Genomic DNA, 22,831 nt, shown 5'->3' on the forward strand with positions numbered 1-22,831 from the left:
TGGTTATCCTTGATGTTCGCGGGAGGAATCCCAGATATTGGGTAAATGGCGGTTAGAGTAGCCGGAGATAAACGGTTTCTGCTGCCCTTCCGGGGTATACACGGCGCGCTTCACCGCGCCGATATTGCCGCCGTAGACATGAATGCTGATAGAGACGCGATCCGCCAGCGCATTGCTGACGCGATGAATATCGCCATCGTCAGCGGAGACTTTCTCCACCTGGCCTGCTTCCAGAAGCGTGGCGGCGCCCAGCGCGCGCGGTATGCCATCGGCATCCAGCTGGTAGCGCTGGTTTTCCTCCGCGCCGCGCAGCATCCCAATGGCCCCCCACACCCGGTGGTCATGGATCGGCGTCGCTTGCCCCGGTCCCCAGACGAAGCTGACAATCGAGAAGCGCTCCCCGGAGTCGGCATGCAGCAGATACTGCTGGTAATGGTGCGGATGCGGCAGGGTGTACTCTTCCGGCAGCCAGTCGTCGTAACGCACCAGCGCCGCCAGCCGCTGCGCCACGGCGTCAAGCAGCGGGGCGGTCTGGTGGTGTTCGCGGTGCAGGCGGTCTACCTCATGAATGAAATGGCGTAATTTTTCCAGTCGTGGTGCAGTCATGTGCGGTTCCTGTCAGAGGGACTGGTCAAAACGCTAACAGAGGCGTTAATATTATTTAAATGCAATTTACGCATATATTAATATGCAAATTTCACATAAGGTTCCTATGCGCATTGACGATATCGACGCTTTGCTGGCCACGGTGCAGTTTTCCTCCCTCAATCAGGCCGCGGAATATCTGGGGATCACCCAGTCGGCCATCACCCGGCGCCTGCAGCGTCTGGAACAGGAGCTGAACGTCACGCTGTTAGAGCGCCAGACCCGCCCGCTGACCCTGACCGCCGCCGGACACCGGGTGTACGAGCAGTGTCTGAGCATTAAGCGTGAGACGAAAAAACTCTACAGCCTGTTGGATCCGGAAGGCGAGCCGCGCGGCGCGCTGCGTCTCGGCGTGCCGCAGAGTCTCAGCGAGATTGCCCTGCCGGCGGCGCTGTCGGCGCTGAGCCAGCAGTTTCCCGGACTGTCGCCGCAGATCACCTGCGGCTGGAGCGGACAGCTGCAGCGCCGGCTGGAAAACGGCGAGCTGGACGGCATGCTGGCGATGGGGCCCGCCCAGCAAAGCTTCGCCGAGGGCTACAGCGGGCGCCTGCTGTGTCCCCTGGAGGTGGTGCCGATCGTCGGCCGGCGTTTGAATTTGCGCGCGTCATCCCTGCGGGAGTGCGCCGAACGGGGCTGGATCCTTAACCCCGACGGCTGTGGCCTGCGCGCCGGGCTCATTCGCGAGCTGCAGAGCCAGGGATTGCGGTTGACGCTCAACGTCGAGAGCGCGGGCGCGCAGCTGCAGATAGCGCTGGTGGCGCAGGGGCTGGGGCTGGGGCTGGTGCCGAGGGCGGCGCTGGCCAGCAGCCCGTGGCGGGACGAGGTCGCGGTCCTCAGCCTCAGCGATTTTCAGCCTGCGGTCTCACTGTGGCTGATCTACGCCCAGTATCTGGCGAACCTGCAGCCGCCGCTGACCTTTTTTGCCAGCAAAGTGATGCAGCAGCTGACCGTATCCGACTGAAAGCACTATGCATTTTTGCTTAATGCTAATTAAGCATATTAAGATATGATAAAAATGCATTTTGCTCATTAACACGCTCTGTATAGGGTAATGACCAGCGCCGCTGTCGCGGCCACTCCATTACCCTGACGCAAGGAGTTGTTCATGAGCATTCAGTTTCTCGGCATGATTGGCCACCGCCTCTCTTCCGAAACGATTGCCCCGGTGGGGCCGATCTTTGACCGCGACTATATCGTTCGCTTTGCGCAAACCCATGAAGCCGCCGGGTTTGATCGTCTGCTGGTCGGCCACTGGTCCGATCAACCCGACGGCTTTCTGGTGACGGCCCTGGCCGGACTGTCGACGCAGAAAATTCAGTACCTGCTGGCCCATCGTCCCGGTTTTGTTTCCCCAACCCTTGCCGCGCGCAAATTCGCTACCCTTGAGCACCTGCTGGAGGGCCGCTTGGCGGTGCATATCATCAGCGGCGGCAACGATGCCGAGCAGCGCCGGGATGGCGATTATCTCGACCACGACCAGCGCTACGCTCGCACCGACGCCTTCCTCGACACCGTGCGCCAGGTGTGGACCAGCGAGCAGCCGGTGGATATTCACAACGATTTCTATCAGGCCGAGCAGGCCTGGTCCGCCATTCGCCCGCTGCAAAAGCCGCATCTTCCCATCTACTTCGGCGGCTCGTCGGAAGCGGCCATCGCCGTCGCCGGCAAACATGCCGACGTCTTCGCGCTGTGGGGCGAGTCGCTGGCGCAAACCGGCGAGACCATCCAGCGGGTGCGCGCCGAAGCGGCGAAACACCAGCGTGATATCGGCTTCAGCGTCTCGTTCCGGCCGATTATCGCCGACAGCGAAGCCGAAGCCTGGGAGAAAGCCGAGCATATCCTGCACGTCGCCACCGAGCAGGCGGCGCAGCGCGGAGGCGGGTTCAAAGCCAAACCGGACAGCATCGGCGCCCAGCGGCTGCGGGCTACTGCGGCGCAGGGCAGAGTGGTGGACAAACGTCTGTGGACCGGCATCGCCCAGCTGGTGGGCGGCGGACATAACTCCACCGCGCTGGTGGGCACCCCGGAGCAGGTGGCGGATGCGCTGCTCGATTACTACGACCTCGGGGTGCGTAACTTCCTGATCCGCGGCTTCGATCCGCTGAACGACGCGGCCGACTATGGCCGGGCGCTGTTGCCGATCGCCCGGGAAAAAGCCGCCCGGCGTGCAGTGGCGGAGCGCGCATCGTGATCCATCCTGAGCGCGACGACTGGGCCCGGCAGCTGACGGCGCTTCGCCAGCAGATGGCGGAGCAGGCGGCCAGCCTTGACGCCAGCGGCGAGTTTCCCTGGCGTAATATCGACCATCTGCGTGCGGGGGGCTGGTTAAGTCTCGCCGTGCCGCCATCCTGCGGCGGCGCGGGCGCCAGTCTGGCCCAGCTGCAGCAGGTCATCGCCGCCATCGCCTGGGGAGAGCCGGCGACAGCGCTGATTGTCTGCATGCAGTATCTCCACCATTTGCGGCTGGCGGAAAACGACGCCTGGCACGCGCCGCTGCGCCAGCAGGTTTTTCACGATGCTGTCGAACACGGTGGCCTCATCAACAGCCTGCGCGTCGAGCCGGAGCTGGGCTCCCCGGCGCGGGGCGGCCTGCCGGACACCGTGGCGACCCGTCGCGCGGAGGGCTGGGACATCAGCGGCCATAAAATTTATACCACCGGCATTGAAGGACTGCGCTGGCTGGCAGTGTGGGCCAGAAGCGATGATAACCCGCCGCTGGTGGGTACCTGGCTGGTGCCTGGCGACAGCCCGGGTATCACGGTGGTGAAGAGCTGGGATCACGCCGGGATGCGGGCCACCGGCAGCCATGAAGTTATTTTTAACCACGTGCGGGTGGCGGCAGAGCACGCGGTGGATGTCTGGCCGACCGATGCGCCACCCGCCGCCCAGGCCGAACCGTTTCGCCTGTTCGCCAACCGGCAGACGGCGCTGCTGGCGGCGATCTATGACAGCATTGCCCACGCCGCTCACGACTGGCTGGTGAAGTGGCTGGCGGGGCGGGTGNNGGGTGCCCGCCGGTCTCGGCCATCCGCTCTCTCGTCTGCCACGGGTGCAGGAGAAAGTCGGGCAGATCGCCGGGCTGCTGCTGGTCAGCCGCAGCCTGCTGGAGCAGGCCGCCGCGCTGCGCTTTTCCGCCATCGAGGCCAATCTGGCGAAAGTCACCATCACCGACAACGCCATTCAGGCGGTGAATATCGCGCTCGAGCTGACCGGCAATCATGGTCTCAGCCGACAAAACCCGCTGGAACGCCACTACCGCAATGTGCTCTGCGGACGGGTACATACCCCACAGAGCGACAGCGCCTGGCTGGCAGCTGGCAACTTCGCCTTTCAATCACAAGGATAATCACGATGCGTCTATCATTTTCAGGCCGGTTGGCGGCCGCGCTGATGCTGCTGGCGCTGGGCGGCTACGCGACAGCGCAGGAGCGGCTTACCGTGCGTATCGCCGATCAAAAAGGCGGCATGCGTTCGCAGCTGGAGGCGGCCAACGCCCTGCAAAATCTCCCTTACGACATTAAGTGGGCCGAGTTCCCGGCCGCCGCGCCGCTGGCGGAAGCCCTCAACGCGGGCGCCGTGGACGCGGGGATCATTGGCGATGCGCCGTTGCTCTTCGCCCTGGCCAACGGTGCGCCGGTCAAAGCTATTGCCGTGGATAAAAGCAACCCGGCGGGGACCGCGGTGCTGGTATCCCCCGGCAGCACGTTAAAAAGCGGCGCTGATTTAAAAGGCAAACGCATCGCTACCGGTAAAGGGTCGATTGGTCATTTCGTGGCGCTGAAAGCGCTGGAGCAGGCGGGGATTTCACCGAAGGAGGTGCAGTGGGTGTTCCTCGGCCCGGTGGACGCCAAAGTGGCGTTGCTAAACGGCTCGGTGGACGCCTGGGCGACCTGGGAGCCCTACACCACCCAAATGGTGAAGACCAACGAGGGGCAGATCCTGGTGAGCGGCAAAGGGCTGCTGCCGGGGAATACCTTCCTCGCGGCAACGGATTCCGCGCTTAACGATCCGCAAAAACGCGCCGCGCTGCAGGATTATCTCCAGCGCCTGGCCGGCGCCGAGCGCTGGGCCTACGCCAATCTCAACAGCTACGGCAAAACATTGGGGGAGATCATCCGCTTTCCGGCGGAGATCGCCCGGGCGCAGTTTGCCAACCGCCAGTCGCAGTGGCAGCCTCTGGCCGAGGAAACAGTGGCCCAGCAGCAGGCAACGGCGGACTTTTATCTCGCCAACGGCCTGATCCGCACCCGGCTGGACGTGAAGCCGACCTTTGACCGCCGTTTTAGCGTGCCCGCCGCCGAGGTGACGCCATGACCAGAACCCCTTTTTCCCGCCGCCGTTTTTTACAGCTCAGCGGCGGCCTGGCGCTAGCCGGGGTCTCTCTGCCGCTGTGGGCTCATGATATGGCGGACATGGCCGGCGGCGATGCCCATCCGGCGCTGCGCCTGCCAGAGCCCTACAAGATCAAGCTGGCGATCAACAAAAGCGCGGTATGCCTCGCGCCGGTCGCCGTCGCCGAGCAGCAGAAGATATTCAGTAAATACAACCTCGACGTTGAGTTTGTTAACTTCGGCAGCTCCACCGATGTGCTGCTGGAGGCGATCGCCACCGGTAAGGCCGACGCCGGGGTGGGGATGGCGCTGCGCTGGCTGAAGGCGCTGGAGCAGGGCTTTGACGTCAAGCTCACCGCCGGGACCCACGGCGGCTGTCTGAACCTGCTGACGGCTAAAGACTCGCCGTTCGGCGGCCTCGAGAGCCTGAAGGGTCAAACCATCGGCGTCACCGACATGGCCGGACCGGATAAAAACTTCTTCGCCATTCTGCTTAAGCGCCACGGTATCGACCCGATCAGCGACGTGCAGTGGAAAGTCTACCCGGCGGATCTGCTCAGCGTGGCGCTGGACAAGCGCGAAATCGCCGCCATCAGCGGCAGCGAGCCGTTTAGCTATCGTCTGCTGGAGACCGGTAAGTATCAGCTGATCGCCAGCAATATGACCGGGGATTATGCCAACCTCAGCTGCTGCGTGCTGGGGGTGAGCGGGAGCCTGGCGCGGGACCATAAACCGGCCGCCGCGGCGCTCACCCAGGCGATCCTTGAGGCGCACAGCTATGCCGCTGCGCATCCGGAAAGCGTGGCGCAATCCTTCCTCGCCCATGCCCTGAATACCAGTGAAGCGGAGGTGAGCGGCATCCTCCACGGGCAGGGCCACGGCCATCACGCGGTGGGCGAAGCGTTCGTGAAAGAGCTGACGCAGTATGCGGTCGACCTGCAGCGGGTGCAGGTGATCAAGCCGGGTACCGATCCCCATCAGTTCGCGGAGAGTATCTATGCCAACGTATTCGCCTGAGCAGGCTCTGGCGCGCCCCACCGGCCGCGCGCCGCTGTGGGGAGAAGGGCTGCTGGCCGCCGCGCTGTGGCTGCTGGGTGGTCTGTTTACTCTGACCTGGCCCGACGCCGGGCGGCGCTGGCCGTTTAGCGAAGGCTGGGCGCTGGCGCAATTCACCCTCGGCGGCGGCTTGCTGCTGCTGGCGCTGAGCTATCGCTACTGGCGGGCGCGCGGCGCGCGTGTGCTGCATGCCGGCAAGTGGCTGGCGCTGCTGCCGGTGCTGTTTGCTGTCTGGGAAGGGCTGACCGCCAAAACTGCCGTGTTGCCGGTACCATTCTTCGCGCCGCCGCAGGCGCTGATCGAGGTGCTTCACGACGACTGGCCGCGCCTGCTCGACAGCCTGCTGCACTCCCTGGGGCTGCTGGGGCTCGGTGTGCTGCTGGGTACCAGCAGCGGGTTCATCACCGGTCTGGCCATCGGCTGGTCGCAACGGATTGGCTACTGGGTGCATCCGGTGTTACGTCTGCTGGGGCCGGTGCCGTCCACCGCGCTGCTGCCGCTGTGCCTGTTTATTTTTCCCTCGAGCTTCGGCGCCAGCGTGTTTTTGATCGCGCTGAGCACCTGGTTCCCGGTCACGGTGCTGACCTGGTCCGGAGTGATGGGCATAGATAAGGCGTGGTACGACGTGGCGCGGACCCTCGGCGCCAGCCAGCGTTTCCTGATCCTGCGGGTGGCGATCCCCGCCGCGTTGCCGAACGTCTTTGTCGGCCTGTTTATGGGGCTCGGCGCGTCGTTTTCGGTGCTGATTGTCGCCGAAATGGTCGGGGTGAAGTCGGGGATCGGCTTTTACCTCCAGTGGGCCCAGGGCTGGGCGGCCTATCCGAATATGTATGCCGCGCTGCTGGTGATGGCCTTGTTATGCTCCGGCCTGATAAGCGGATTATTTATGCTGCGTGACCGGCTGCTGAGCTGGCAGCGAGGAGGGATGCAATGGTAACCGAGACGATAGCGCGCGGCGCGGCGGTATCCATCAGCCATCTTCATCATGCGTTTACGCTTGGCAAACAGACGGTACCGGTGCTGGAGAATATCAGCCTGCAGCTGCGCCCGGGGGAAAGCGTGGCGCTGCTGGGCCCTTCCGGCTGCGGTAAATCAACCCTGCTGCGGCTGCTGGCGGGGCTGGAAGCGCCGCAGAGCGGACAGATGCAGATCGACGGCGCGGCGCCCGGCGCCCCGGGGCCGGAGCGGATCCTTGTGTTTCAGGATCCGACGCTCTATCCGTGGCTGACGGTGCGGCAGAACGTGCTGCTGGGCCCGCAGGCGCAGGGCAAAAAGGGGCTGGAGGCGAAGGCAGACGCGCTGATTGACCGCATCGGGCTGCAGGCCTTCAGCGAGGCGTGGCCGCGGCAGCTGTCCGGGGGTATGGCGCAGCGTGCGGCGCTGGCGCGCGCCTTGTTGAACGAACCGCGTCTGCTGCTGCTCGACGAGCCGTTGGGCAAACTCGATTCGCTGACCCGCATCAGTATGCAGCGGGAGCTGATCGCCCTCTGGCAGCAGCAGGGGTATACCAGCCTGCTGGTGACCCACGATATCGAAGAGGCGCTGCTGCTGTGCGAGCGGGTGCTGGTGATGTCGCCGCGTCCAGGGCGGATTATTGCCGAGTTTGCGCTGCCGCTGGCTTTTCCCCGTCATCGCGATAACCCGCAGCTGCTGCAGCATCGTCAGGATATATTGCGCATCCTCGGCCAGGAGGCGGACTGGTAAGCTGAACGCATTCCCCGGTGGCGCTGCGACAAATGTCACGGAAACGTAGGCCGGCGCAAGCGCAGCGCCGCCCGGCAATGGGCATCCGGCGCCAGGCGCCTGTTTTTGCCCGGTGGCGGCTGCGCCTTACCGGGCCTACGAACTGCGACAAATGTCACGGAAAGGTAGGCCGGCGCAAGCGCAGCGCCGCCCGGCAATGAATATCCGGCGCGACGCCATGGTCCGGCTTAAAAATCCATCTTCACCGTGAACTGCACTTCGCGCGGGTCGCCAATCTGGTTGCCGAGGTTATTGGTGCCGATCGAGGAAGTGTAATAGGTCTTATCAAACAGGTTCTTCACATTCACCTGCAGTGTCACCGGATACTGCAGCTTCATCTTATAGGCGGCAAACACATCCGCCTCCGCATAGCCCTGCAGATAATAATCCGCGCCGTTGGTGCCGGAGCGCTTGCTGACCGCGTGGCCGCCGCCGCCGACGGTCAGGGTGTTGCTGTTATAGACGTTATGAATGTCATAGGTCAGGAACAGCGAACCGGTATGTTTCGGTACGTTTGGCAGCGGTTTCCCGGCGTAATCCGGATCTTCCAGCACTTTGGCGTCGGTGTAGCCGTAGCTGGCGATCACGCTGAGGTTATCGGTGATGGACCCGGCCAGATCCACTTCCACGCCCTGGGAACGCACTTTGCCCGCCGTTTTGGCCACCGTCTCATCGCCAATGCTCTCGGTGTACAGCACGTTACGCTTGTGAATATCAAACAGCGCGATATTGGCGGTAATGCCGTTTAACAGGTCGAATTTGGCGCCCACTTCGTAAGAGGTTGACTCTTCCGGCGGCAGCTCGCCGATATAGCTGGCGATCGACGACTGCGGCATAAACGACTGGGCGACGTTGGCGAACAGGGAGACGTTCGGCGTGACCTTATAGACCAGGCCGGCTTTCGGCGTCCATTTCTCATCGCGGCTGTCGGTATTGACATTAAACGGTCGGCCTTTACCGGCGTACTGGGTGTAGTACTGGTAGCGCACGCCGGCGACGGCGATCCAGTTGTCGGTCAGGTACAGCGCGTCCTGTACGTATGCGGCATAGCTCTCCTGCTGAATGCGCTGGTCGCTGTCGGAGGCGGAGACGGTATTACAGGTGTCGAGAGTGCCGTAGACCGGATGATAGATGTTAAAGCCTTTAACGTTCTTACAGCGCAGCATATCGGTGCGCAGCAGATCGTAATTCTCATAGGCGACGCCGGTCAGCAGCTCGTTATAAAAGCCGCCCACTACCACGTTGCCCTGCAGGTCGGCGCGGGTGGAGTGCATCTTCTGCGTTGAACCGTGGGTACCATCGACCCGGCGGGTGAGGTTGCCGGTCGCCGAATCATAGGCCATCACCCGCGCCTGGTTATCGTTGTAATGATCCTGGCTGTAGCTGTAGTCGAAGCGCGCGGTCCAGGCGTCGTTAAGGCGATACTCGGCGTTGAGCTGAGCGAGATCGGAATAGCCATCGGTAATATTAAACGCTTCATCGAAGCGGGTTTTGCGATCGACGTTAACCGCATGGCCGGTATTCAGATCGAAGATAGTTCCGCGATCAAAGGGGGCGCTGTAGTCGCGGTGCGAATAGGACGCGGTCACCGTTGCCCGCTTGCCAAACCAGGTCAGGGAAGGGGCGATAAAGCTGCTTTTGTTTTTACCGAAATTGCGCCAGTAATCCTCATTCTGATATTCGCCGATCAGTCGGTACGCCAGATTTGTGCCTTCGATGGGGCCGGTGATGTCGACGCTGCCGGTGCCGCCGCCAAAGCTGGTGGAGGTCCCGGAAACCGAACCGGAGAACTGCCGCTCCGGCCGTTTAGTGATGACGTTGATCAGCCCGCCGGGGTCGAGGATACCGTACAGCGTCGAGGCGGGCCCCTTCAGGACTTCCACCCGTTCGGTGGCGGCGTTAAAGCTGCGCGGCAGCACGGTGCGCAGGCCGTTGGTCATGATCGAGCCGTCGCGGTTGGCGCCGAAGCCGCGGCGGGTAAAGGCGTCCTGGGTACCGCCGAGGGTGTTGGTCTGCACCACGTTAGCGACGTTATACAGCGCCTCATCGAGTGAGGTGGCGTGCTGATCTTCGAGAACGCGATCGCTGACGGTATTGACCACCTGGGGAATATCCAGCAGCGGCATCGAGGTTAGCGTCGCGGTGGCGGAGTTGAGCGGCTGATAGCCGCTGGTGGCGCTCTGCTGCGCGCCGTCGGCCACTACGGTGATGGTCTCTTCCGCGTCGTTAGTACTTTTCGCCGCGCGATTGTCGGCGGCCATTAATCCCGGTGAGGCTAAAAAAAGAAGCGAAAAAAGCGCGCGCCCTGGCAACGTCCTGCAGGCGACATGGGGTTGAGTCATTATCTGTTTCTCGTGAACGAATCTGCCTTTGCGGTCAGATTAAGCCAATAAAATCATTGCCCTGAATAATAAAAGCACTCTGTTTAGCGTCTGAATGCGCCTTCAGATGTGTAATTGAGAATCATTCAATCATGAAGGGATGTAGTAGTAAACGTTATGCAAGATAAAAATTCAACGGCGAGGAACAGGACGTTTTAAACACCTCCAGTAGGGAATGTTCTGTATTTATCTATCTGATATTATTTTATTTTAATTATATTGCGTTGGCACAGCCTCGCTGTAGTCAGCGTCCCCGTCTGAAGACGAGGGCGAGTATTGACTACTACATTCATCCCCGTCATGATCAAAAGAGAATGAGATTTATTTTGATTTGACTGCAGAATGTCCAGCTATCGCCTGGAACGCTGCGGCGCAGGAGCGAGTTATGCCACAGCGGGTGAAACCTGCAGAGCAGGGGATCGTACTGGATGCCCTGTCGGCCGGCTACGGCCAGACCCTGATCGTTGACGATATCAACCTGACCATTCCCACCGGCAAAATGACGGTGCTGGCCGGGGCGAACGGATCCGGCAAATCCACGCTGCTCTCGACTATCGCCAGAATGCTGAAACCGCTCGGCGGCTGCGTGCGTCTGGACGGGCAAGCCATTCACCAGATGCCGACGAAGACCGTCTCGCGGCAGCTGGGCATCCTCCCGCAATCGCCGTTGACCCCGGAAGGATTGACCGTTTTCGAGCTGGTCTCGCGCGGGCGCTACCCGTGGCAGGGACTGATGCGCCAGTGGTCCGAGGCCGATGAGCTGGCGGTAGAGGAGGCGCTGCGCTTAACCGGTACCGCCGAATTCGCCCATCTGCCGGTGGACAGCCTCTCCGGCGGCCAGCGTCAGCGCTGCTGGATCGCCATGGCGCTGGCCCAGCAAACGGCCACCATTCTGCTCGATGAGCCGACCACCTGGCTCGATCTGCGCTATCAGGTCGATATCCTCGAGCTGCTCCAGACCCTCACCCGCGAACATGGCCGCACGGTGGTGACGGTGCTCCATGACCTTAACTTTGCGGTGAACTACGCCGATCTGCTGGTATTCCTTAAACAGGGGCGCATCGCCGGCACGATTAGCGACAACGATGTCTGTAGCCCTGAGCTGATTAAACGCGTGTTTGACGTTGACGTGCAGATGTCGATTAACCCGCAAACCGGCAAACCGTTCTTTATGCCGTTTCGCGCCCGCCAGGCAGCGGCACAATGAGCGTGGCCATCCTGCTTTCCGCGCGGCGTCGCCCCCGCCCCCGGCTGGCGCTGCTTCTGCTAACGCTGCTGCTTATCGCCGCCTCGCTGGTGCATCTTGGCTTAGGCGCCCGCTGGATCGCCCCGCAGACGGTACTGCAGGCGCTGCTGGAGTACGATCCGCGCAACTTTGAGCAGCGGATTATCATCGATCTGCGTCTGGTGCGGCTGGCGGCGGCGCTGCTGACCGGCGCGGCGCTCGGCGTCGCCGGGCTGCTGCTGCAGACGGTGATCCGTAACCCGCTTGGCGAGCCGCATATTCTCGGGCTTAACGCCGGCGCCTCGCTGGCGGTGGTGGCGACCTCGGCGCTGGGCCTGTCCTTCGGCGCTTTCCCCGCCGGGCGCCCGCTGACCGCCGCCTGCGGCGCGGGGCTGCTGTTTGGTGGCGTGATGGCGCTGGCCTCTGCCGGGCGCGGCGGGGCGACGCCGCTGCGTATCACGTTGTGCGGAGTGGCGCTGTCAGGGTTTGCGTCGGCGGTGACGGCGGCGATATTAATTCTCGATGAACAGACGCTGCTGGCGATGCGCACCTGGCTGGCCGGCGACCTGGCCGGACTGAACTGGAGCACGCTGCAGACGGCGCTGGTCCCGGCGCTGATCGGCCTTGGCGTCGCGCTGCTCATTGCCCCACGCCTCAACGTGCTGGCGCTGGGGGATAAGGTGGCGCTGGGCCTTGGCGTTAATCTCGTCCAGACGAGGCTGCTGGGCCTGCTGGCGATTGCGCTGCTCTGCGGCGCGGCGGTGGCGGTGGCCGGGCCGATCGGCTTCGTCGGGCTGGTGGTGCCGCACGTGGTGCGCCGTCTGGTGACGGAAGACATCCGCCTGGCGCTGCCCCTGGCCGCGCCGGTGGGAGCGCTGGCGCTGGTGCTGGCGGATATCGCCGCCCGGACGCTGGTCGCGCCGCAGGAGCTGGCCACCGGAGCGATGACCGCCCTGGTGGGCGCGCCGTTGTTTATCTTTATCGCCGCGAGGTTTTTTAAATGACGCGCGCCGTTCACCGGGCCGGTTTTCGGCCGCTGGCTTTCGCCTCCCGTCATCTGCTGCTTCGTCCTGCGGCGTTAAAAATTGCCGCCAGCATAGTGCTGACGCTGCTGGCGCTGGGGCTGTACAGCCTTAGCCGCGGCAGCTATCCGCTGCCCGCGTCGACGCTGGCGCGGGCCCTGCTGGCGCCGCAGGAGATGGGCGAGCAGCCGCGCTTTATTCTGTTTGATATCCGCCTGCCGCGGATCCTGATGGCGCTGCTGTGCGGGGCCATGCTGGGGCTGGCCGGCGCGGCGATGCAGAGCATCACCCGTAACGGGCTGGCCGACCCGGGGCTGATCGGCGTCAAAGAGGGGGCCAGCATCGTGGTCCTGGCGCTGGTGCTGTTTTTCCCGGCGGTAGGCCTGGTCTGGCGGCCGCTGGCGGGGATGGTCGGCGGCATAGCGGTGGCCCTGCTGGTCCTGACGCTGGCCCGCGACTGTTCGCGGCCGCGCTTTATTTTAATTGGCATCGGCGTCTCCTGGAGCCTGGCGGCCGCGGTCGGCATCTTTATGACCACCGCCGACGTACGCGACGTGCAGACGGCGATGATCTGGCTGGCGGGCAGCCTGCAGACCGCCACCTGGCCGCTGCTGGCGGTGGCTTTTTGCTGGGCGCTGCCCGGGGCCATCATCCTGTTCTGTACCGCCCGGGCGGCGGACGTGGCACTGCTGGGCGACCGGATCGCTGTCGGCCTCGGCGTACGTCTGCAGCAGCTGACGGTGCTGCGCTTTTTCGCACCGGTGCTGCTGACCTCGGCCAGCGTCTCCTGCGTCGGCAGCCTGGGCTTTGTGGGCCTGATGGCGCCGCATATGGCGCGTTTTGTGCTGCGCGGCGGCCAGGTATCGCTGCTGTGCGGCAGCGCGCTGATTGGCGCCTTGCTGGTGCTGGCGACCGATACCCTTGGCCGGCTGGCGTTTGCCCCGCTGCAGATCCCGGCGGGGATTGTCATTGCCCTGGTGGGCTGCCCGTTCTTCGTTATCTTGCTCTGGCGTCGCCGTGATGCCCTTTAACCAGGAAGGTAGTATGCGTTGGTTCGTCTCATTGCTGCTGTTGCTGACGGGGGCCGTCAGCGCCGCCGACCCACAAACTCAAACTTTCACCGATGATTTAGGCCGCACCGTCACCGTCCCGCTGCATCCGCAGCGTATCGTTTCGATGCACGATCTCGATATTACCATTCCGCTGATTGAGCTCGGGGCGCCGCCGATCGCCAGCCACGGCCGGACGCGCCCGGACGGTAGCCACTACCTGCGATCCAGCGCCCAGCTCACCGGCGTCGATTTCGACAACAGCGATATCCGCTTTATTGGCACCGCCGATATCGATCTGGAAGCGGTAGCCGCCGCCAGGCCGGATCTGATCATCACTGAGCCCAGCCGCCACGTGTCAGTGGAGCAACTGGAGAAGATTGCCCCGACGGTGAGCATCGACCATCTGCAGGGCAGCGCCCCGGAGATTTACCGCAAGCTGGCGCAGCTGACCGGCACCCAGCCGCGGCTGGCGATCCTCGAGCGCCGCTATCAGGAGCAAATCAAGCAGCTGAAAGCGATGGTCAACCCACCGCAGTACAGCGTCTCAGTGATCCAGGCGAACAACGGCAAGGTCACGGTGCATCATTCGTATCATGCGCTGGGCCGGGTGCTGCGCGACGCCGGGTTCCGCTTTCCGCCGCTGATTGAGCGGATCCCCGATGGTCAGCGCATTGACGTCAGCGCGGAACAGCTGCCGGAGCTGGACGCTGATTTTGTCTTCGCTACCTGGCGGTCGGATACCGGCGGTAAGCCGCAGGATGAGCTGCAGGCGATGGAGGGCGTGATGCCCGGCTGGTGCGACTTTATGCGCGCCTGCCGCACCGGGCACTATATTTTACTGCCGCGGGAAGAGGTGATCTCCAACTCCTACGCCGCGCTGTCTCTGATGGTGGCCCAGGTGCAGTCGCATATTGCCGGCAGGCCGATCCCGGCGGAGGCCAAATGAAAAGCGCGGTAAAAAAAGAGAAGGGCAAAGTCGATCTGTTCGGCGAACGCTATCGCGCCCGGGCGCACCAGCTCTCCCCCCGGCTGCGGGCGGTGGTCAGCTATATCAACGACAACCGCGAGGTGGTGCTGGAGCATACCGCGATGGAGATCGCCACCGCGACCCAGACCTCCGACGCCACGGTGGTGCGCGCCATCCAGGCGCTGGGCTTCGCCGGGCTGCGCGAGCTTAAGCAGACCATGGAGCGCTGGTTCGGCACCTCGGTCACCTCGGCGGAAAAGATGCGCTCGACGGTTACCGCGCTCTCCAGCGACGTCAACTCCAGTATTGATTTTGTGCTTGAAGGCCATCAGCGGGTGTGCGAGGTCCTGTCGCGGGCCGACAACCGCGCGGCGGTGGCTCAGGCGGTGGCATTGCTCAGCGACGCGCGCCAGGTGGGGATCTTCGGTATCGGCGCCTCGGGGATCCTCGCCGAATACACCGCCCGGTTGTTCAGCCGTATTGGCCTGCCGGCGTACGTGATGAACCGCACGGGCTTTAGCCTTGCCGAACAGCTTATCGGCCTGCAGCGCGGCGATGTGCTGATCATGATGGGGCAAAAATCCCCCCATCGCGAAGGGTTGACCACCCTGCGCGAGGCGAAGCGGCTGGGTATTCCGACCATCCTGCTGACCCAGGCGGTGGACTCGCGCTTCAGCCAGGAGGCGCAGGTGGTGATCGACGTCCCGCGCGGCGGGGACAGTAGCCGGATGCCGCTGCACGGTACGGTGCTGGTCTGTCTCGAGATGATTGTCCTGTCGGTGGCCTCTACCACGCCACAAAAAACGGTGAAATCCCTGAAACGAATCAACGATCTGCATCGGGCTATCGGTAAATCCGGCGGTAAACGGGGCCATTGAGAAGATAATTCACCAGCGGGAAGGTTTCCGGTTGCATATAAAAGTGAGTGTGTGTATTTTTATGCAAAATAAATGCATAAAAAGGAAATCTCATGGTCAAGAATTTGCTCAAAGCGTGTTGCATGATAGCCGCGCTGACGGCTGCCGGACAGGCGGCTGCGGAAACCTATACCGTCGGCTCCGGCGGCACCTACCGGCCGTTTGAATTTGAAAACAGCCAGAAACAGCTGGAAGGTTTCGACATCGACATCATCAAAGCCATCGCCAAAGCCGAAGGCTTTGACGTTAAGCTGGTCAATACCCCATGGGAAGGCATCTTCGCCACGCTGAACACCGGCGACCGCGACATCATCATCTCCGGGATCACCATCACCGATAAACGCAAACAGATGGTCGATTTCTCCGCGCCGTACTTCCCGGCCGAACAGTCTATCGTCGTCGCTCAGGACTCGCAGGTGGATTCGCTGGCGGCCCTGAAAAACGAGAAGGTCGGGGTGGTGAACTCCAGCACCGGCGATATCGTGGTTTCTGAGGTGCTGGGTAAAAACAGCACCGCGATCAAGCGCTTCGACAATACCCCGCTGATGCTCCAGGAGCTGTTTGAGGACGGCGTCAGCGCCGCGGTTGGCGACGTCGGGGTGGTGAAGTACTACATCAAACAGCACCCGGAGAAGCAGTTCAAGCTGGTGCCGGATGCCAAATTTGAGCGTCAGTATTTCGGTATTGCGGTGGCGAAAGGCAACAGTGAACTGCTGGGCAAAATCAACGCCGGGCTGCAAAAGATCGTTGCTGACGGGACTTACGCCAAAATCTATAAAACCTGGTTCGACGACAACGTGCCGACGCTGCCAGCGCAATAATCCACCTTTTTCAGTGACCACGGCTATCGCCCAGGCGATAGCCGTATTTTTTAGGGAAGGACTATGACGGGATTCCGTTGGGAGATCATCGAGGAGTACGGCCCGCTGTTTGTGGACGGCGCCCTGATGACGATTAAATGTACCATTATCTGCGTGATCCTCGGGACGCTGTGGGGGTTAACTCTCGGTCTCGGGCGGATGGCGAAGGCCGAGCACGGGCCGTGGAAATATATTCTCCGCTACCTGGTGCAGTTTCCGGTGCGCTTTTACGTCAGCGCCTTCCGCGGCACGCCGCTGTTCGTGCAGATTATGGTGGTGCACTTTGCGCTGGTGCCGCTGTTTATCAACCCGCGCGACGGCCTGCTGGTGACCAGCGGCCTGATGAGCGCCGACTTTGCCCGCGAGCTGCGCGCCAGCTACGGGGCGTTCCTCTCCTGCATCGTGGCGATCACCCTTAACGCCGGGGCCTATGTGTCGGAAATTTTCCGCGCCGGCATCCAGTCGATCGACAAAGGGCAGATGGAGGCCTCCCGCGCGCTGGGCATGCCGTGGTGGAAAACCATGCGCAAGGTGATCCTGCCGCAGGCGTTTCGCCGTATTCTGCCGCCGCTGGGCAATAACGCCATCGCCATTGTCAAAGACTCGTCGCTGGCCTCGGCGATTGGCCTGGCCGATCTGGCCTATGCCGCGCGCACCGTCTCCGGCGCCTACGCCACCTACTGGGAACCCTACCTGACCATCTCTCTGGTCTACTGGGTGATCACCTTCCTGCTGGCGCAGCTGGTTAACCGTCTGGAAAAGAGGTTTGGCAAAAGTGATTCACATTAATAACTTACATAAGCGCTTCGGCGACAGCCACGTGCTGCGCGGCATCAGCTGCGATATTAAACCGCAGGAAGTGGTGTGCATCATCGGCCCATCCGGCTCGGGGAAAAGCACCTTCCTGCGCTGCATGAACGCCCTGGAGACGGTCAGCGAAGGCGAGGTGGTGGTTAACGGCTTTGCCGCCCACGACCGGACCACCGACCTCAACAAGATGCGCGAAAGCGTCGGCATGGTGTTCCAGCGCTTTAACCTGTTCCCGCACATGACGGTGCTGGAAAACCTGATCATGGCGCCGATGAATCTGCGCAATATGCCGCGCCAGCAGGCTATCGACCTGGCCGAAGCCTTGCTGGCGAAGGTGGGCTTAAGCGATAAGCGCGACGCCTGGCCCTCGAGCCTGTCCGGCGGCCAGCAGCAGCGGGTAGCCATCGCCCGCGCACTGGCGATGAAGCCGTCGATAATGCTGTTCGATGAGCCCACTTCGGCGCTGGATCCGGAGCTGGTGGGCGACGTGCTGGAGGTGATGAAAAACCTCGCCAGCGAGGGGATGACCATGGTGATCGTGACCCACGAAATGGGCTTTGCCCGCGAAGTGGCCGACCGGGTGATCTTCATCGACCAGGGCGTGATTCAGGAAGAGGGCAAGCCGGGGCAGATCTTTAGCGCGCCGAGCAACCCACGCACCGCCGCGTTCCTCAGCAAGGTGCTGTAAACCGGGCGGGCTGGCGCGATGCCAGCCCGCTGAGCATTCCGGGTGTATTGACGAAGCTTTTAATCATCCGCGCAAACATTGACAGGGCTCATATATCCCGCGATAACCCCTTTGTTAATCTCAGGGTGTCGATTAGGACTTCTCCAGGAAAATAACGTTGGAAATCTTTTTTTAACCCACTGAAAAATAGCGATTAACTATTTTTCATACGCCAAAAATCATGGTCCGTTAATGACGGACTCGGTTTCGTATGGGTTAAAAAAGGTACGTTATGACAGTTACATGGACGATCACGCCCGTGGGGTATCAGCACATTGCCAAACGCTGCCCCGCCTGCAATGTAAAACGCGACTTCGCGCCTTCCGGCGCCATCCGGGTGAATTCGCAAAAGAAGCTGCTGGATATCTGGAGCATCTATAAATGCACGCACTGCGATTACACCTGGAATATCGCCCTGTTTTCCAGGCTGCACGTCAGCAAGATAAACCGTGAACTGCTTCAGCGCCTGCTGCAGAACGATGCAGCCATGGTTCACTATTATGCCGCTGACCTCGCGACGCTGAAGCGCAACCGCGCCGAGCCGTCGGGGCAACCTGATTTTCGTATTCACGAGCAATGGTCGGTTACGTTGATGGCATGTCAGCGGATAACGGTGCGCGTCAGAGTCAGTCAGCCATTTCGCATCAGCCTGCTATCAATACTGAAAAAACAGCTCAAGCTGAGTACGGCTGAAATCCGGTGGTTGGTCGCGACAGGGCATATCGAGGGTATTCCACTAAAACAGCTCAAGACGAAAAAGCTGAAGGCGATGGAATATGATTTTCAGCTGGCGGCGGAAACGCTGTATGCGCGACGCCGGATTACGTTATCACTTTGCGGTAGATAACTTGCCGGGAAGATAAGCCGCAGCGCTTGAGCTGCTGGCTTTTTATTCCTCGGTGAATAAGGATGGCGAAGTTGGCCGTCCTGACTCCCTTATCTCCGCCTGCATAAGCCACCTCCGCTGCAGCCATTCAATCTGCAGACGCATAGTAAACAAACGCCAGCTTATTGCCGTCGGGATCGCGGACGTAGGCGCTGTGAAAACCGTCGCCATACTGCGGCCAGTGACCGGGACCGCCTTCGTCACGTCCGCCGAGTTGCAGGGCGAGGGCATGCAGTTCCGCAATATGTGCGACGGAGCGGGCGTTAAGCGCCACCATCGTTCCATTACCCACCCCGGCAGGCTGCTGGTCAAAAGGAACACCCACGCACAGCCCGCAGGTGTGATTGCCGTTGAAGGTGCCCCAGGACGCCCCCTGTTCGTTACGGCCGGCTTTGACGTGTCCCAGCAGCGCCATTAACGGGTCATAGAACTTGATGGCGCGTGGCAGATCGTTCGTTCCCAGCATAATGTATGAAAACATAGTGTTCTCCTGTTGCGGGCAAAAAGGCCTAAACCTTCAGGTTGGCTGAAGGAGATGTTGTTGACGGAGTTTTAACAAGCGCGAGACCAGCATGATGACGACGATTCCCGCTATCAGCGCCAGGCAGTGAAAGGCTATTCTGCCGCCAGCCTGGAAGTAAACCCAGCGCGCTACTTCCACCGAGGCCGCCATAAAACTGAGCGCCACAATGTTGATGGTGGCTGAAACCGTCCCTTTCGGCAGGGAGTGGGAAAAAAGCGCAAAACGGAATAATACGGGGAACAACAGGCCTGTTCCGAGGGCATAGAGACTCGTTCCTGAAACGGACCACCACCAGGTATGGGGCCATGCAATATTTCCCGCCAGTAATACCAACAACCCGGTCAGCTGTATCGGGATAGTGCGCCAGATAAAGCGGGGAGAGGTCGGATCCTTGATAAAACGGGCCACGATGATGCTGGCAATAATAACGCCGCCAAAGACAGGCACCTGGGTCCAGGCATAGGCGCCGCGCGACATCCCGCCGTCATCGATCAGGATCACCGGAGAGAGTGCTACCCAGGTGATTATCGGCAGGTTACTGAATGACAACGCCAGCGCGCCCGTGAGCACCACCGGCTGTTTAAAGGCGCGGACAAACTCGGAAAATACCTCTCCCGGACGAAACCCCCGGCCCTGAGAGGTGACCGTTTCTGGCATGTTAAAAATCAGTAACGCCCAGGCCAGCAAGCTCATGGCGCCGATGATCGCAAACAATAACTTCCAGTGCAGGAAATTCATCAGGCCAGCGCCCGCCAGGGGCCCGATTACCGGCGCCAGCAAAACGATGGATGTCAGCGCCGCCATAATGCGGATAGACTCTTTTTCATCAAAAGCCTCCTGGATGGAGACATAACCGACTGTCGAAATGAAGCAGATACTGGTTCCCTGGATAAAACGGGCGATAAGATATTGATCAATCGACGTGACAAAGATCATGCTGAAGCAGGCCAAAGCAAAGATGATGGCTCCGGTCAGTAGTACGGGGCGGCGACCAATGCGGTCGGAGAGCGGCCCCAGCAGCCACTGTAATGCCAGCCCCCCGGCTAAATAGAGGCTGACGGAGGCCGGGGCTAACGCAACATCAGCCTCAAACTCCCGGATGATGTGGATAATACCCGGCTGAATGAGATCGGTAGTCAGATAAGCAGAAAAATCATAGATAACCATCGCCAGCGGAAATAACAAGATTCTGCTAAAACGGATGTACGGTCCCAACGCTAATTTCATACGCGAAGACTCCCTGGTCGGTGACGGTTTCCCTGGTATCGGGGCCTGGTTGATGTGGATCCCTTGCGGCTGTCGTCACAGGCTGGCCGCGGAATGACAAACCGAAAGATAAAATTCGCCCGGCGACTGTCATTGGGTAAGGCAACGCAACGGCATGCAGAGGGAGTGATCGAGCATGGCAGAGGGATAACGCACCGGGTTAACTGGCTGGGGGTGACGTTTCTTATGCGAGGGAGGGGTCTCGCTGCCATCGCGTGGATGTGGAGCGTTTGTCCGCAGGGGACGAGAATGAATAAAGTCGCTTGCTCCTGAGGGGAAACATTCATACCGGGAAACCTTTGTCATCATCATGGGCAAAATAGGCGAACACTCGCCAGTGTCCGCATTCGATTTCAGCGCAGTGATAATCAGTCCGGCCAGTGATGGTCGGAAGTCTGATTATCAGATGATTAGGTTTTCCAGCATCGACGCCTCAGCTATGGGTATGAATTATTCATTAAGGAAATGATAACACACACATTTGTTATGGGAATTGCGCAGGTAAGAAAATGTGACTTTCGCCCGCTTACTGCGTGAAGCTGATCGCAACAGACCCGGCGCTGCGCTCAGCCTTGCCATGGTACACCGCCTCAATATTATTCCCCTGCGGATCCAGCACAAAAGCGGCGTAGTAACCAGGATGATAGTGTCGTTCGCCAGGCGCGCCGTTATCACGTCCGCCATGGGTCAGCGCCGCATGGTAAAAAGCGTCCACCATGTCACGATCTCTGGCCTGGAATGCCAGGTGGTGGCGCCCAGTCAGTTTCCCGGCAGCCTCCGGGCTGTGGCGTGAGGCCACCACCAGTTCGTCGGCCAGCAAGTATTCATTGGCGGTGGTGATAACCGGGATCTCCAGCGCCGACAGTACGGCGGTATAGAAGTTTTTGCTTGCCTCAAAGTCTTCGACAACCAGCAGAATATGATCGATCAATCTGCCACGATGTAAGGTATTACTTTCCATGGGATTTCCTCTCGGCTGGGGGGCCGGCAATGGTTAACAGCAGTGAGCCAGCAAGAACAGGATACCCTCCGGTGAGGGCCATAAAAAAGGGCTGGCGCCAGGCCAGCCCGTGAGGACTACCGTGCGGACTCCGTCGCCTCGTCCATGTCATCTTCCTGCTCACTGGCAAGCAGGGTTTTCTCGTTTTTGCACAGACACTGAATCAACAGGAACAGCACGCCGCTGGCCACCAGGGTGACGATCAGGCCATCGTAACCAGTGATGCCGATCAGCATGCCGCTGACTACCGGCCCGGCCACACTGCCGGCGGACCAGAAAAAGCCGAACAGGGCGTTAATCATAATCAGCTTCTGCCCATTGAAGGTTTTCCCCGCCCGCACCAGCGACAGGGTATAAAGCGCGCCCGCCGCGGCGCCCAGCAGCAGACAAATGGCCATCAGCTGAATGCGCGAGCCGAGCATCAGCGGCAGGGCCAGCAGCGACAGGCTGAAAACCACCGCGCAGCTCAGATGCACGCGGCGAATCCCGACCCGGTCGGCCAGCCAGCCGAGCGGGGTCTGGAACATCGCATCTCCGGTCAGCACCACGGTGACCAGCAGCACCGCCAGCCCTTCATTCAGCCCTTTGTCCATGCCGTACAGCGGCAGCAGGGCGAGAATGCTGGCGTCAAAGAAGGCGAAGCAGAAGACCCCGGAGGCCAGTACCGGCAGAAAGGCGCCGAGGCTGCGCCAGCTGGCGCGCTCCCCGAGGCTTTCACGAGTGCCGGTGGGCAGATGGCGCAGCATCAGCAGGCAGACGGCGGTGACCGCGACAATCGCTATCAGCGCTGAGGTCTGCCAGACTGGGCCGACGGAGATCAGCAGCGGCCCGGCCAGCTGGCAGCCGGTAAAGGCCGAGGCGTAGAGACCGGTGAGGGTAGCGCGCTGGCTGCCCGCCGCGCCGCCGGTGATCCAGCTTTCGCCGAGTACGATAATGACCCCGGAGGCCAGGCCGGTCAGCAGGCGCGGCAGCAAAAGCAGCGTCATATCGGTAGTCATGCATGAGGCGATGGTCGCCAGCGCCAGCAGGATCAGACTGCCGCTCAGCAGCACGCCCATTTCAACGCGCCGGCACAGCGCAGGAGAGAGGAAAGAGGAGATCATCATGCCGGCGGGCGGCAGGGCGGCCAGCAGGCCGACGTACAGCGGCGCGATCTGCTGCTGCGCCAGCTCAAGACTGATTAACGGCACCGTATAGCCGGTGATAAATCCCACAAGCGACGCGGCCATGATCATCGCCAGCGTGGGGGCAAGACGATTCTGGTCTGGGTTAAACATTATATTTCCGATGACGGAGAGGTCAGTAGTGGATCCTTCGGCAAATTGCCGTCCTGAGTTGCATAATAATTAATCGCCTGGCCGTTGTCACCGTTGAAATCACTACCAAAAAAGGGCCGCAGGGCGGCAGGTGGGCTGTACGC

General features: G+C 61.2%; 19 protein-coding genes and 3 pseudogenes. 16 read left to right on the top strand and 6 right to left on the bottom strand.

Translation table 11 applies throughout. The annotated features are described in order from the left end of the window. Positions 1–3: 3 nt before the first annotated feature. A complete protein-coding gene (locus KHQ26_RS01365; protein ID WP_002908526.1) occupies positions 4–606 on the bottom strand; it encodes a cysteine dioxygenase in 603 nt (200 codons plus the stop codon). A gap of 106 nt (positions 607–712) precedes the next feature. Between KHQ26_RS01365 and KHQ26_RS01370 the strand changes: the two genes are divergently transcribed. The 7 genes and pseudogenes from KHQ26_RS01370 to KHQ26_RS01400 all read left to right on the top strand — a co-directional run bounded on the left by KHQ26_RS01370 (position 713) and on the right by KHQ26_RS01400 (position 7,736). Further along, positions 713–1,606 (top strand): LysR family transcriptional regulator, encoded by an 894-nt coding sequence (locus tag KHQ26_RS01370; protein ID WP_020803587.1) that lies wholly within the window; start codon positions 713–715, stop codon positions 1,604–1,606. 144 nt (positions 1,607–1,750) lie between these two features. Further along, positions 1,751–2,846, top strand: a pseudogene (locus tag KHQ26_RS01375) (LLM class flavin-dependent oxidoreductase). Beyond that, positions 2,833–3,991 (top strand): annotated as a pseudogene (locus KHQ26_RS01380) (acyl-CoA dehydrogenase family protein). Before KHQ26_RS01375 ends, KHQ26_RS01380 begins: the two co-directional pseudogenes overlap by 14 nt. 5 nt (positions 3,992–3,996) lie before the next feature. Beyond that, complete coding sequence (locus KHQ26_RS01385; RefSeq protein ID WP_020805115.1) at positions 3,997–4,959, top strand: ABC transporter substrate-binding protein; 963 nt, start codon at positions 3,997–3,999, stop codon at positions 4,957–4,959. After that, complete coding sequence (locus KHQ26_RS01390) at positions 4,956–5,993, top strand: ABC transporter substrate-binding protein (protein WP_004189530.1); 1,038 nt, start codon at positions 4,956–4,958, stop codon at positions 5,991–5,993. The genes KHQ26_RS01385 and KHQ26_RS01390 overlap by 4 nt, the downstream gene beginning before the upstream one ends. After that, complete coding sequence (locus KHQ26_RS01395) at positions 5,974–6,969, top strand: ABC transporter permease (protein WP_004148681.1); 996 nt, start codon at positions 5,974–5,976, stop codon at positions 6,967–6,969. Before KHQ26_RS01390 ends, KHQ26_RS01395 begins: the two co-directional genes overlap by 20 nt. Further along, on the top strand, positions 6,963–7,736 hold the full coding sequence (locus KHQ26_RS01400) for an ABC transporter ATP-binding protein (protein WP_004175711.1): 774 nt from the start codon (positions 6,963–6,965) through the stop codon (positions 7,734–7,736). Before KHQ26_RS01395 ends, KHQ26_RS01400 begins: the two co-directional genes overlap by 7 nt. Before the next feature lie 227 nt (positions 7,737–7,963). On the opposite strand, the gene KHQ26_RS01405 is transcribed toward KHQ26_RS01400, so the two are convergent. Next, positions 7,964–10,036, bottom strand: coding sequence for a TonB-dependent siderophore receptor (locus KHQ26_RS01405; protein ID WP_211777833.1), 2,073 nt, complete (start codon positions 10,034–10,036; stop codon positions 7,964–7,966). A gap of 505 nt (positions 10,037–10,541) precedes the next feature. On the opposite strand from KHQ26_RS01405, the gene KHQ26_RS01410 reads away from it, so the two are divergent. From KHQ26_RS01410 to KHQ26_RS01450, 9 genes and pseudogenes are all read left to right on the top strand, one after another. Further along, positions 10,542–11,363, top strand: coding sequence for an ABC transporter ATP-binding protein (locus tag KHQ26_RS01410; RefSeq protein ID WP_004143331.1), 822 nt, complete (start codon positions 10,542–10,544; stop codon positions 11,361–11,363). Further along, complete coding sequence (locus tag KHQ26_RS01415) at positions 11,360–12,385, top strand: FecCD family ABC transporter permease (RefSeq protein ID WP_004200217.1); 1,026 nt, start codon at positions 11,360–11,362, stop codon at positions 12,383–12,385. The genes KHQ26_RS01410 and KHQ26_RS01415 overlap by 4 nt, the downstream gene beginning before the upstream one ends. Beyond that, positions 12,382–13,434 (top strand): FecCD family ABC transporter permease, encoded by a 1,053-nt coding sequence (locus KHQ26_RS01420; protein ID WP_020805121.1) that lies wholly within the window; start codon positions 12,382–12,384, stop codon positions 13,432–13,434. The genes KHQ26_RS01415 and KHQ26_RS01420 overlap by 4 nt, the downstream gene beginning before the upstream one ends. Continuing rightward, positions 13,424–14,401 carry an ABC transporter substrate-binding protein gene (locus KHQ26_RS01425; RefSeq protein ID WP_009486104.1) on the top strand — a complete coding sequence of 326 codons (978 nt, stop codon included), beginning with the start codon at positions 13,424–13,426 and terminating at the stop codon, positions 14,399–14,401. Before KHQ26_RS01420 ends, KHQ26_RS01425 begins: the two co-directional genes overlap by 11 nt. Beyond that, positions 14,367–15,300: pseudogene (locus KHQ26_RS01430) on the top strand (MurR/RpiR family transcriptional regulator). The gene KHQ26_RS01425 and the pseudogene KHQ26_RS01430 overlap by 35 nt, the downstream one beginning before the upstream one ends. A 92-nt stretch (positions 15,301–15,392) precedes the next feature. After that, positions 15,393–16,160 (top strand): basic amino acid ABC transporter substrate-binding protein, encoded by a 768-nt coding sequence (locus tag KHQ26_RS01435; RefSeq protein WP_002908376.1) that lies wholly within the window; start codon positions 15,393–15,395, stop codon positions 16,158–16,160. 63 nt (positions 16,161–16,223) lie between these two features. Continuing rightward, positions 16,224–16,988 carry an amino acid ABC transporter permease gene (locus KHQ26_RS01440; protein ID WP_004151161.1) on the top strand — a complete coding sequence of 255 codons (765 nt, stop codon included), beginning with the start codon at positions 16,224–16,226 and terminating at the stop codon, positions 16,986–16,988. Continuing rightward, positions 16,975–17,697, top strand: coding sequence for an amino acid ABC transporter ATP-binding protein (locus KHQ26_RS01445; protein ID WP_020805118.1), 723 nt, complete (start codon positions 16,975–16,977; stop codon positions 17,695–17,697). The genes KHQ26_RS01440 and KHQ26_RS01445 overlap by 14 nt, the downstream gene beginning before the upstream one ends. Positions 17,698–17,995: 298 nt before the next feature. Further along, positions 17,996–18,583 (top strand): DUF1062 domain-containing protein, encoded by a 588-nt coding sequence (locus tag KHQ26_RS01450; RefSeq protein ID WP_020805114.1) that lies wholly within the window; start codon positions 17,996–17,998, stop codon positions 18,581–18,583. A gap of 127 nt (positions 18,584–18,710) precedes the next feature. Here the strand turns inward: KHQ26_RS01450 and KHQ26_RS01455 are convergent, their stop codons facing one another. The 4 genes from KHQ26_RS01455 to KHQ26_RS01470 all read right to left on the bottom strand — a co-directional run bounded on the left by KHQ26_RS01455 (position 18,711) and on the right by KHQ26_RS01470 (position 22,688). Next, positions 18,711–19,103, bottom strand: a complete 393-nt coding sequence (locus tag KHQ26_RS01455; protein WP_020805117.1) for a VOC family protein — start codon at positions 19,101–19,103, stop codon at positions 18,711–18,713. Positions 19,104–19,139: 36 nt separating this feature from the next. Then, positions 19,140–20,372, bottom strand: coding sequence for a multidrug efflux MFS transporter MdtM (locus KHQ26_RS01460; RefSeq protein WP_020802904.1), 1,233 nt, complete (start codon positions 20,370–20,372; stop codon positions 19,140–19,142). 565 nt (positions 20,373–20,937) lie between these two features. Beyond that, on the bottom strand, positions 20,938–21,372 hold the full coding sequence (locus KHQ26_RS01465) for a VOC family protein (RefSeq protein ID WP_004175720.1): 435 nt from the start codon (positions 21,370–21,372) through the stop codon (positions 20,938–20,940). A gap of 116 nt (positions 21,373–21,488) precedes the next feature. Then, positions 21,489–22,688: an MFS transporter gene (locus KHQ26_RS01470; protein WP_020805120.1), complete on the bottom strand. Its 1,200-nt coding sequence runs from the start codon at positions 22,686–22,688 to the stop codon at positions 21,489–21,491. Positions 22,689–22,831: the final 143 nt, after the last annotated feature.

Source organism: Klebsiella sp. 10 (assembly GCF_018223925.1).
Classification (GTDB): Bacteria; Pseudomonadota; Gammaproteobacteria; order Enterobacterales; family Enterobacteriaceae; genus Klebsiella; species Klebsiella pneumoniae.

Coding starts and splice junctions, on each gene's coding strand:
- KHQ26_RS01365 (WP_002908526.1), bottom strand. CDS start 606: ATGACTGCACCACGACTGGAAAAATTACGCCATTTCATTCATGAGGTA.
- KHQ26_RS01370 (WP_020803587.1), top strand. CDS start 713: ATGCGCATTGACGATATCGACGCTTTGCTGGCCACGGTGCAGTTTTCC.
- KHQ26_RS01385 (WP_020805115.1), top strand. CDS start 3,997: ATGCGTCTATCATTTTCAGGCCGGTTGGCGGCCGCGCTGATGCTGCTG.
- KHQ26_RS01390 (WP_004189530.1), top strand. CDS start 4,956: ATGACCAGAACCCCTTTTTCCCGCCGCCGTTTTTTACAGCTCAGCGGC.
- KHQ26_RS01395 (WP_004148681.1), top strand. CDS start 5,974: ATGCCAACGTATTCGCCTGAGCAGGCTCTGGCGCGCCCCACCGGCCGC.
- KHQ26_RS01400 (WP_004175711.1), top strand. CDS start 6,963: ATGGTAACCGAGACGATAGCGCGCGGCGCGGCGGTATCCATCAGCCAT.
- KHQ26_RS01405 (WP_211777833.1), bottom strand. CDS start 10,036: ATGGCCGCCGACAATCGCGCGGCGAAAAGTACTAACGACGCGGAAGAG.
- KHQ26_RS01410 (WP_004143331.1), top strand. CDS start 10,542: ATGCCACAGCGGGTGAAACCTGCAGAGCAGGGGATCGTACTGGATGCC.
- KHQ26_RS01415 (WP_004200217.1), top strand. CDS start 11,360: ATGAGCGTGGCCATCCTGCTTTCCGCGCGGCGTCGCCCCCGCCCCCGG.
- KHQ26_RS01420 (WP_020805121.1), top strand. CDS start 12,382: ATGACGCGCGCCGTTCACCGGGCCGGTTTTCGGCCGCTGGCTTTCGCC.
- KHQ26_RS01425 (WP_009486104.1), top strand. CDS start 13,424: ATGCCCTTTAACCAGGAAGGTAGTATGCGTTGGTTCGTCTCATTGCTG.
- KHQ26_RS01435 (WP_002908376.1), top strand. CDS start 15,393: ATGGTCAAGAATTTGCTCAAAGCGTGTTGCATGATAGCCGCGCTGACG.
- KHQ26_RS01440 (WP_004151161.1), top strand. CDS start 16,224: ATGACGGGATTCCGTTGGGAGATCATCGAGGAGTACGGCCCGCTGTTT.
- KHQ26_RS01455 (WP_020805117.1), bottom strand. CDS start 19,103: ATGTTTTCATACATTATGCTGGGAACGAACGATCTGCCACGCGCCATC.
- KHQ26_RS01460 (WP_020802904.1), bottom strand. CDS start 20,372: ATGAAATTAGCGTTGGGACCGTACATCCGTTTTAGCAGAATCTTGTTA.
- KHQ26_RS01465 (WP_004175720.1), bottom strand. CDS start 21,372: ATGGAAAGTAATACCTTACATCGTGGCAGATTGATCGATCATATTCTG.
- KHQ26_RS01470 (WP_020805120.1), bottom strand. CDS start 22,688: ATGTTTAACCCAGACCAGAATCGTCTTGCCCCCACGCTGGCGATGATC.